The sequence below is a fragment of the Gemmatimonadales bacterium genome, assembly GCA_030697825.1.
Lineage (GTDB): Bacteria > Gemmatimonadota > Gemmatimonadetes > Gemmatimonadales > JACORV01 > JACORV01.
Genome location: JAUYOW010000303.1, coordinates 1 through 8,571, shown reverse-complemented (window position 1 = coordinate 8,571; position 8,571 = coordinate 1). Strand labels below are relative to the sequence as shown.

The following is an 8,571-nucleotide window of genomic DNA, read 5'->3' as shown; positions in this document are numbered from 1 at the left end:
TTGTCAAGGTACTTTAAGCGAAGTGGCGAAAGTTAAGTGATATCTATCACTTACGTCGCTGGCACCCCTCAGAAAAGCTCGGCCCACGACCGCTGGGCCAAGAGCCGGCCGGGGGCGTTGTACCGGAGCGCTTGGGCGACGGCGCACGACGAATAGGTGATCACCGCGTTGCCCAGGACCGACGACGTCGCGAGGTTCACGTTGGCCGCCATGACGCCGCCATTGAAGTGTCCCCCCGTGCCCGAGGTCGAGAAGACGCCTCTCACAATCACCGGTCCGTAGAACTCGAATCCGCCCTGCACCTCCAGGTTCCTCTCGACCAGCAGGATGCCCTGCCCGCGGCCACCCGTCAGCTTGAGGTCGCCGTTCACGTAGATGATCGGGAAGTAGTTCCGGCAGCCCGCCACCAGGATCGTGCCGGTTGGGGAGACGCCCGGCTCGCCCCAGTTGCTGAGAATCGCCGTGTTACAGGTAGTGGCGTCGCCGACGGGCCCGATATCGTTGAGCGGCCCGATGTTGCCGGTCGGATAGACCTTCGTCGCCATCGCCACGAGTTCGAGCCAGTCCACATCTCCGAACTTGAAGAAGGTCGAATCGGTGATGGTGGGATCCGCTATCACATCAGGATTCCCGATGATGCAGCTGTAGTTGCCCGCCGTCGGAGTGCAGCCGGCGGTTTCGATCAGCCCAGTGTTGTTGGTCATGACGCCCGGCAGCGTGTCGCTCGCGGTTGGGCAGGTCCACCCAGCGGGCGACGAGTTCCGCCCGTCGATCAAGCTGCTGCCGCCAAGCTTCAGGCTGCCGCGCGTCGACAGCGACGCCTGGAAGTTCATCTGGATCAGCAACAGCCGCGCCAGCGCGGCGAGGGTGCGCTGGGTCGAACCCGTCGGGTCCTGCCCCACCGAGCGGATCACGAACAGCTCGTTGTTCAGCCGGCGCACCGCCCCGGCGTAACTGCCTGTGTTGCCGGGAAGCGTCCCGGACACCGACGCCGAGTCGCCGACGGCGAGCCCGTTCCACGATCCGGTATTCCACTGGACGATGGTGTTGTTGAGGCCCGCCTCCGCCGCCCCGAAGGCCCGCTGGAAGCCCTGGCTGCTCCGCCCGACGCTCATCTCCTGGCGGGCGGCGAAGAAGGCCCCCGTCACCAGGGCGGCAATGATGACCAGGCCGAACACCGCCGCCACCAGGGCGAACCCCCGCTCATCCGACTTGTGACACATGATCCCTCCGGATCTCAATTGTTCCTCAGGGCCGCGCGCACCGTCAGCGAATCCTGGTACCGGCCGGTGGGCCGCCCCTGCACCTGGATGTTCTGTTCGCTTCGTCCCCGCACGATCATCTGGATCTGCGCTACGTTGGCGCGCACCGCCGTCACGGCGGCGGCCGCATCGAAGTAGGAGAAGGTGATGCCGTCGGTGGCCCGCAGCGGCCCGGCGACCGGCGAGGTCGACGACCAGGCGCCGCTCGAGTACGTCCGCACCCCCAGCCACCAGATGCCGGTGCCGTCGTCGTACAACCGGTAGTTCACCACCTCGAAGGTGCGCACCGGCGACCCCTCGGTGACGTTGGCGAGCCTACCGATGCCGCCCACCATGCCGGTGAGCGTGAGGCGGGTCCCCGCCGTCAGGTCGGCGCACGTGACCCCGGTCGTTACGGCGGCGACCGGCGCGTGTAGCCAGGTGTCATCTGTCGCCGACTGGACGTTGCTGTCGCTGAAGACGAGCGCGCTATCGCGCGTTGGATCAAAAGCCCGGTACTGGAACGTCAGGCTGTTGCGCAGGACGATTCGGCCGGTCGCCGCGTCGGGAGTGGCGCAGATCGTGGCGAAGCTGCGCATCGCCTTGATCGTGATCGACGTGTCGCTCATTTCGATGATGTCTCCATCGGCCGCGTCCAGCTCGCGCAGCTCGGCGGGCAGGATCTGCGACACGGCGCGCACGTTCTGCTGCACCTCCACGATCTGGCTCTGCGCCCGGTAGAAGCGCTGGTTGTTGACCAGGACGCGGTAAACCGCCCCGAGTACGATGGACGCCATCGCCATCGCGATGATCAGCTCGATCAGCGTGAATCCGGCGCGGGAAGCGGTGCGGGGCGTCATACGCTGGGCGCGCAGGAAATCGTGGTGGCGAACACGGCGCTGCGAGTGCCGCGGCCGTCGTTGTAGGAGATGGTGAGCGTCACGGTGCGCAGCAGCCCGGACACCGCAATCGCCCAACTCTCCGAGTACTTGCCGGTCGTCGCCGACCCGGCGGCCAGCGCCGCGCAGCCGCCGGCGCGCAGCTGCTCGAAGCGCGAGCTGGCGACCACCGAGGATGCGCCGTAGCGTCCGCCCGACCCCGTCATCTGCGTCACGTACCGCGCGGAGGCCGCCAGGCCCAGCACGCCCACCGTGAGGATGATCATCGCGACCATGAGCTCGATGAGGGAAAAGCCCTTCGCGTTCATCTGGTAAGCCTCCCCGCCGCCGAGATCGTGATCGTGTCGCGGAAATCGCCCCGGACGATGATGATCGTCGTGCCCGACAGCTCGGCACCGATGCCGCGGGGGGTGAAGACGAGGGTGTCCCGGGTGGTGGTAAACGTGATGCTGAACCGGGTACCCAGATTCTCGACGGAGCCGATGGTATCGAGCACCGTTCCGGTCGAACGGTTGGCGACGACCAACGCCGTGGCGGACCCTGGGATCATCACCAGGCGGGCGAAGCGGCCGCGCTGGATCGCCGTGGCCTTGGCCACCGCATGCAGCGAGCTGATGGCATCCATGGCCCCGCGTACTGACGACTTCGTCGAACCGGTGCGGAAGAACGGCAGCGAGACCGACATCAGTATGCCAACCAGAACGACCACCATCACTATCTCGATGATAGTGAAGCCACGAGCAGCCGAGTACATCTTGTTGGTCTTCATAGCGTTAACTGTAGACCATAGCACATCCCGTGCCGGGGCGTAACCCGTTGGTACGTAACGAGGATTCCGGGGAGAGCGCTGCATCACGCAGACCTGCAACTGCAGCGACTGCAGCTTGTTGCACCTGCTTGTTCGCCGCCCGTCGGCCCTAGAACAGCTCCGCCCAGGCGCGCCTCCCGAGGGGCCGCGCTCGCGCGGCGGCGCTGAGGGCGCGCCGCATGGCGCAGGACGAAAAGCCGATCGAGGCAGCGCCGGGCGCCAGATCCGGCCCGGCACGGACCGACGCCGCGGCGATCGCGCCGCGCACGCTAGCCCCGGAACCCCTGAACGTGAGGGCGCCGCGAACGAGGATGATGCCGTCGAACACGAAGCCGCCTTCCATGGTCAGGTCGCCCTCCACCAGCAGCAAGCCCTGGCCCCGCCCTCCGCTGAGAGTAAGGTCCGCGCGCGCGTAGACGACCGGGAAGTACGACGCGCAGCCGGCGACGGTGGCGGGGCGGGCCGGCTCGCCCCAGTTGCCCCGCGCGGGCTCATCACACGTCGCAGCGTCCCCGACGGGGGCGACGTCCCCGATCGGGCCGGTGAGATCGGCGGGCTGGTACACCGTTCGAGCGAGCGCGACGAGGGAGTCCCAGACGACGTTCGCCGAGTCCACGACGACCGCGGGCACGGTGTCGCGCGCGAGCGCATCACAGATCCAGCCGGGCGGGTCCCGATCGACCCCGTCGACGGCGCCCGCGACGCCGGCGGGTGGTGGAACCTCCACGGTGAGGGGAGCCTCGAACCGAGCCGGCGGCGAGAGGAGTCGCATCACGAGTCCGACGGTGCGTAGCGACGCGCCGGCCGGGTCACGCCCCACCGCACGCAACAGGAAGAGCTCTCCGTTCAGGCGCCGCACGGTGACCGTGAAGTCGCCCGCACCTCCCTGGACCGTGCCGGCGCTGGTCTGCGAATCACCAGGGGCGAGCGCGCCCGGCGCGAAGCCGCCCCCGCCGCCGAGCACACCGGCGACCCCGGCCTCCGCGGCGGCGAGCGCCCGCTGGCCGTCGCGGCTGTTCCGCCCGACGCGAAGCTCCTGCTCCGCGGCGAAGAACGCGCCCGTCACGAGCGCGGCGATGATGACGAGGGCGAAGAGCGTGGCCACGAGCGCGAACCCGCGTTGCCGTGCCGTTGGAGGGGCGAGGCGCATCAGTCGTTCCGCGGCGCGACCCGCGCGACCAGCGAGTCCTCGTAGGGCCCGGCTGGGCGGCCCGGCGCGGCCAGGGGCCTCGCGCTCCGGCCCCGCACGACGATGTCCACGAGGGCGACCCGATCCGGTGACCCGACGGAGTTGCCGTCCGCATCGGTGAATCGTAGCGCGAGGCCGTCCCGCGGCCGCAGGGGACCGGCCACGGGCGAGGTCACGGACCACGCCCCTCCGGTGAACGCCCGGACCCCGAGCCACCACGTCCCCGACGCGTCGGCGTAGAGCCGGTAGGTCACGACCTCGAAGGTCCGCACCGGCGCGCCGTCGGTGACGCTGTCGAGCGCCGAAGGCTTGCCCGCGGCACCGAGCGCGAGGCGCGTTCCGGCGGCTCCGTCCTCGCACGTCGCTCCCGCCGCGACGTCCGCGATGCCACGGTGAAGCCAGCGGTCGTCCGTGGCCGACGAGGGGTCACCTTCGAGAAAGACGAGAGCGCTGTCCCTCTCACGGTCGATCCCGCGGGTACCGAACGTCAGGCTGTTGCGGATCACGACGGCACCGGAGACCGGCGCCGCACACGCCACCGCGAAGCCCCGCAGCGCCTTGATCGTGACGGACCGGTCCGACATCGCGACGATGTCACCGTCCGCGGCCGAGACCTGGCGAAGCTCCGCCGCGAGGATGTGTGCTACGGCCCGCACGTTTTGGTGGACTCCGACGATTTCGGCCTGGGCCCGAAAGAACCGCTGGTTGTTCCACAGCACCGGGTAGACGGCGCCGAGCACCACGGCCGAGAGCACGAGCGCGACGAGCAGCTCGACCAACGTGAACCCGGACCGACTTGCCGCGCGGCTCACGGGGACGCCGGGGCGCACCAGAGCAGGGCGGCGAAGGCGGCGCCACGCCGGCCCCGCGGATCCGGGAATGAGACGTTCAGCGTGACCGAGCGCAGCGGCCCCGAGGCCGCGACCGTCCAGCGCTCGGTGAACACGCCCGACGTCGCCTGGCCCGCGCCCGCGCCCGCGCACGCCGCGCGCAGCTGCTCGATGCGGGCCGAAGCGACGACCGCCGCGCCGCCGATCCGCGCGCCCTGCGTCGTCAGCCAGGTCACCGCGCGGGCCGACGCCGCCAGGCAAAGGAGGCCCGAGGTGAGCAGGACCATCGCCACGACGACCTCGACGAGAGAGAACCCCTCGCGACTCGAGCAGGGACTGCGTTTCACGGGACGATAGTAGCGCCGATCTCGCCGACGATGGGTACGGATTCTTCCAGGACGGGGCGGTTTTGTTGCGGTGGGGCCTACCTCTCGGTGATACCGAGCTCCTTGAGCTTGTAGAAGAGGGTGCGCACCGAGATACCAAGCAGCGCTGCGGCCTGACGGCGATTGCCATCGGTGCGCTGGAGCGCCGCGCGGATGGCCTCTCCTTCCGCGGCGCCGGCGTGCTTCTTCAGCGAGAGGTCGTCGGCGATGCGGCCCTGGCCGCGGAGCGCAGGCGCCGCAGAGTCCAGCGCAACGGAATCCCGCACCGAGTGCGGCAGGTCGGACCGTCGGATCACACCGCCCCTGGAGAGGACCATCGCGCGCTCCAGGGCGTTCTCCAGCTCGCGCACATTGCCGGGCCAGGCGTGATCCAGCATCGCCCGGTGCGCTTCCGGCTCGATGTCCGGCACCGGGCAGCGGAGTCGCGCACTGTGGCGCTCGAGCAGCGCGCGAATCAGGAGGGGCACGTCCTCCGGACGCTCGGCGATGGGCGGCAGGCGGACGGCTACGACGTTCAGGCGGTAAAAGAGGTCCTCGCGGAAGCGTCCGGTAGCGACGTCGGTCTCCAGGTCCCGGGCGGTGGCAGCCACGACGCGCGCATCCACGCGACGCGACGAGCGGTCGCCGACGCGGCGCACCTCGCCGTCCTGGAGCACGCGCAGCAGCTTGGCCTGCAGCGGTGTGGGGAGGTCGCCGATCTCGTCGAGGAAGAGCGTCCCGCCGGAGGCCTGCTCGAACAGGCCGCGGTGGTCGCTCACGGCGCCGGTGAAGGAGCCGCGGACGTGGCCGAACAGTTCCGATTCGAGCAGCGCCTCCGGGATCGCCGCGCAGTTGACCGCGACAAAGGGCTGCTCGACGCGCGGCGAGAGCCGGTGCAACTCGCGGGCGAGTACTTCCTTGCCGGTGCCGCTCGGCCCGGTGATGAGCACCGTGGTGCGGTGCGGCGCCACCTTCGCGATGATGTCGAGCGCGGCCTTCATGGCGGGAGACTCCGCTACGATGTGTGGCGAGGCGGCGCCGGGGCCCAGCGCCGAGCGCAGCGACTCCACTTCGCGCCGCAGCTTCTCGCGCTCCTCGGCCTTGCGGAGCACCAGCACGACCTCGTCGGCGCGGAACGGCTTGGCGATGTAGTCGTATGCTCCCTCCTTCATCGCGGCGATGGCTGCGTCCTCGTTCCCGTAGGCGCTCATCATGATCACGGGCGCGGTCCCGCCCGCCGCGCGGTACTGACGCAGGAAGTCGAGGCCGTCCATGGCCGGCATGCGAATGTCACAGAGGATGAGGTCGAACGGCTCGGCGGCGGCCCGCGCCAGCGCGGCGGCACCGTCGGAGGCGTCGGCGACCTCGTACTGCTCGTCCGCGAGGATGAGGCGGAGCGATTGCCGGAGTCCCGGCTCGTCATCCACTATGAGCAGCTTCACGACTGCGCTGGCAGGATCACGGTGAAGGCGGCGCCCCCTTCGCGCGCACGGGCCACGTCCACGCGCCCGCCGTGGTCATTGACGGTGCGCTGCACGATCGCCAGGCCGAGTCCGGAGCCTTTTCCCGGGGCCTTGGTCGTGAAGAACGGGTCGAATATGCGCTCGGCCTGGTCGTCCGGCACGCCCGGGCCGTTGTCCGCGACGACGACCTGCGTCGCGCGGCTGCCGTCGGGGACTCCCGACAGGTGCCGGCCGGAGCGGCGCCCGCGCCGGTCTTCGGCGGGCGAGGCTCCCGCCGGATCGGACCCGCGTCCGGCGTCGCCGCTGTCGCCCAGAACGGTGGGGCCCGTGACGATCGTGATCCGGCCGCCCTCGCCGGCGGCGTCCACCGCGTTGAGCAACAGGTTCACGAACACCTGTTCGAGCGCCACGCGGTCGCCCCACACCGGCGGCGCTTGCGGATCGGCACTCACGTCCACGTGCACCGGCCTCAAGACCCCCTGCGCTCGAAGGAGATCGACCGCCCCGGCGACGACGTCCGCCAGGCTTATCGCGGCGCGATCGGCGCCGCGCGGCCGGGCGTAATCGAGCAGGCTGCGGACGATGCCGTCGATCCTACCGCTTTCGCGCTCGATGGCTGCTATCAGCTCCGGGTCGGCGCCGCGGCGCCTCAGCACTTCGACGTAGTTGCCGATGGCCGAAAGCGGGTTGCCGACCTCGTGAGCGATGCCGGCGGCGAGGCGCCCCACCGATGCCAGTTTCTCGGCCCGGACCAGTGCGCCCTGCGCATCGAGGAGGCGGTCGGTCATGCGGTTCACGCTGTCGGCGAGGCGGTCGAGCTCGCGGGTGGCGGCGCCCGGGGCTCGGCGCGTGAGCTCCCCGGCGGCGACGGCCTGCGTCGCATCGACCAGCGTTTCCATGGGACCAGTGACGAGCCGGGACACGAGGTAGCGGCCGAACGCGATGAAGATGATGACGTCGGCAACGATCAGCCCGGCGAGCAGCAGGAAGCCGAGGTCGCTCTTGCCGAAGAGCGGGGCCAAGATCGCCGAAGCGACCGCCAGGACGAGCGCCCCGGCAGCCAGAAAAGCCAGGTTGAAGAGCAGCTCGGTACGAAGCGACGGCTTGGCGTGGGCGGCCGACGCGCGCGTGATCAGGAGCATCGCAACCATGTGTATCGCTTCACCGGTGCAAAAAGCAAAGGGCGGGCAAAGACGCCCGCCCTCCGCCCGCTCAACCGAGCCACGTCACTGGCACTTCGGCTCGCCCTCGTTCTGACCCGCGATGGGCGCCGTGGACGTCCCGTAGAAAATCCCGCACGTCCTGGTCGTGCCGTTGTGCTTGGCGGTCGCGTTCCAGCCGATCGCGTCGGCCGCCCCGATCGTCACCGTCACGCCTGACGACGCCTGGTACTGCAGCGACGCCAGGGCGCTGGTGTACGAGGCGTTGTCGCCGTTATACGACTCTTCCGCGGTGACGAGATTGCGGAGGTCGGACTTCATCGCGGCGATGTAGGCCTTCTCTTTCGTGTTGGCGAACTTCGGGATCGCGATGGCTGCCAGGATGCCGATGATTACCACTACGATCAGGAGCTCGATGAGGGTGAAGCCTCTCTCACTTCGCATCCGGAACCCCCGAAAAGGGCGGCCAAATTAAGTGCACTTCGGCTCGCCTTCGTTGCCGGTACCGATCACCGGGCCGGTGCCTATGTAGATGGTGCAGGTCTTGAGGGTACCGTTGTGCTTGGTCGTGGCGTTCCAGCCCGTGCCGGTCGCCGCTCCGATGGCCATCGTCACG

At 69.5% G+C, this 8,571-nt stretch carries 10 protein-coding genes; all 10 read right to left on the bottom strand.

Annotated features, from left to right (window positions below; genetic code table 11):
* Positions 1-68 precede the first annotated feature (68 nt).
* The gene (locus Q8Q85_14870) at positions 69-1,223 is read right to left on the bottom strand and encodes a hypothetical protein (GenBank protein MDP3775540.1); all 1,155 of its coding nucleotides are present in this window, start codon (positions 1,221-1,223) and stop codon (positions 69-71) included.
* A 14-nt stretch (positions 1,224-1,237) separates the two neighbouring features.
* Positions 1,238-2,101: a prepilin-type N-terminal cleavage/methylation domain-containing protein gene (locus tag Q8Q85_14865; GenBank protein MDP3775539.1), complete on the bottom strand. Its 864-nt coding sequence runs from the start codon at positions 2,099-2,101 to the stop codon at positions 1,238-1,240.
* The gene (locus Q8Q85_14860) at positions 2,098-2,448 is read right to left on the bottom strand and encodes a prepilin-type N-terminal cleavage/methylation domain-containing protein (GenBank protein MDP3775538.1); all 351 of its coding nucleotides are present in this window, start codon (positions 2,446-2,448) and stop codon (positions 2,098-2,100) included. The genes Q8Q85_14865 and Q8Q85_14860 overlap by 4 nt, the downstream gene beginning before the upstream one ends.
* Entirely contained in the window at positions 2,445-2,909 is a 465-nt protein-coding gene (locus Q8Q85_14855) for a GspH/FimT family pseudopilin (protein ID MDP3775537.1), read from the bottom strand. Before Q8Q85_14855 ends, Q8Q85_14860 begins: the two co-directional genes overlap by 4 nt.
* A 148-nt stretch (positions 2,910-3,057) precedes the next feature.
* Entirely contained in the window at positions 3,058-4,098 is a 1,041-nt protein-coding gene (locus tag Q8Q85_14850; GenBank protein MDP3775536.1) for a hypothetical protein, read from the bottom strand.
* The gene (locus tag Q8Q85_14845) at positions 4,098-4,949 is read right to left on the bottom strand and encodes a prepilin-type N-terminal cleavage/methylation domain-containing protein (protein MDP3775535.1); all 852 of its coding nucleotides are present in this window, start codon (positions 4,947-4,949) and stop codon (positions 4,098-4,100) included. Before Q8Q85_14845 ends, Q8Q85_14850 begins: the two co-directional genes overlap by 1 nt.
* Positions 4,946-5,314 (bottom strand): prepilin-type N-terminal cleavage/methylation domain-containing protein, encoded by a 369-nt coding sequence (locus Q8Q85_14840; GenBank protein MDP3775534.1) that lies wholly within the window; start codon positions 5,312-5,314, stop codon positions 4,946-4,948. Before Q8Q85_14840 ends, Q8Q85_14845 begins: the two co-directional genes overlap by 4 nt.
* Positions 5,315-5,391: 77 nt before the next feature.
* Positions 5,392-6,774 carry a sigma-54 dependent transcriptional regulator gene (locus tag Q8Q85_14835; protein MDP3775533.1) on the bottom strand — a complete coding sequence of 461 codons (1,383 nt, stop codon included), beginning with the start codon at positions 6,772-6,774 and terminating at the stop codon, positions 5,392-5,394.
* Positions 6,771-7,946 carry an ATP-binding protein gene (locus tag Q8Q85_14830; protein ID MDP3775532.1) on the bottom strand — a complete coding sequence of 392 codons (1,176 nt, stop codon included), beginning with the start codon at positions 7,944-7,946 and terminating at the stop codon, positions 6,771-6,773. Before Q8Q85_14830 ends, Q8Q85_14835 begins: the two co-directional genes overlap by 4 nt.
* A gap of 75 nt (positions 7,947-8,021) precedes the next feature.
* Entirely contained in the window at positions 8,022-8,399 is a 378-nt protein-coding gene (locus tag Q8Q85_14825) for a prepilin-type N-terminal cleavage/methylation domain-containing protein (protein MDP3775531.1), read from the bottom strand.
* Between the last annotated feature and the right edge of the window lie 172 nt (positions 8,400-8,571).

What these genes read in the sequence shown, in the direction of transcription:
- Q8Q85_14860 (MDP3775538.1), bottom strand. Translation starts at nt 2,448, where the DNA reads ATGAACGCGAAGGGCTTTTCCCTCATCGAGCTCATGGTCGCGATGATC.
- Q8Q85_14850 (MDP3775536.1), bottom strand. Translation starts at nt 4,098, where the DNA reads ATGCGCCTCGCCCCTCCAACGGCACGGCAACGCGGGTTCGCGCTCGTG.
- Q8Q85_14825 (MDP3775531.1), bottom strand. Translation starts at nt 8,399, where the DNA reads ATGCGAAGTGAGAGAGGCTTCACCCTCATCGAGCTCCTGATCGTAGTG.
- Q8Q85_14865 (MDP3775539.1), bottom strand. Translation starts at nt 2,101, where the DNA reads ATGACGCCCCGCACCGCTTCCCGCGCCGGATTCACGCTGATCGAGCTG.
- Q8Q85_14830 (MDP3775532.1), bottom strand. Translation starts at nt 7,946, where the DNA reads ATGGTTGCGATGCTCCTGATCACGCGCGCGTCGGCCGCCCACGCCAAG.
- Q8Q85_14870 (MDP3775540.1), bottom strand. Translation starts at nt 1,223, where the DNA reads ATGTGTCACAAGTCGGATGAGCGGGGGTTCGCCCTGGTGGCGGCGGTG.
- Q8Q85_14855 (MDP3775537.1), bottom strand. Translation starts at nt 2,909, where the DNA reads ATGAAGACCAACAAGATGTACTCGGCTGCTCGTGGCTTCACTATCATC.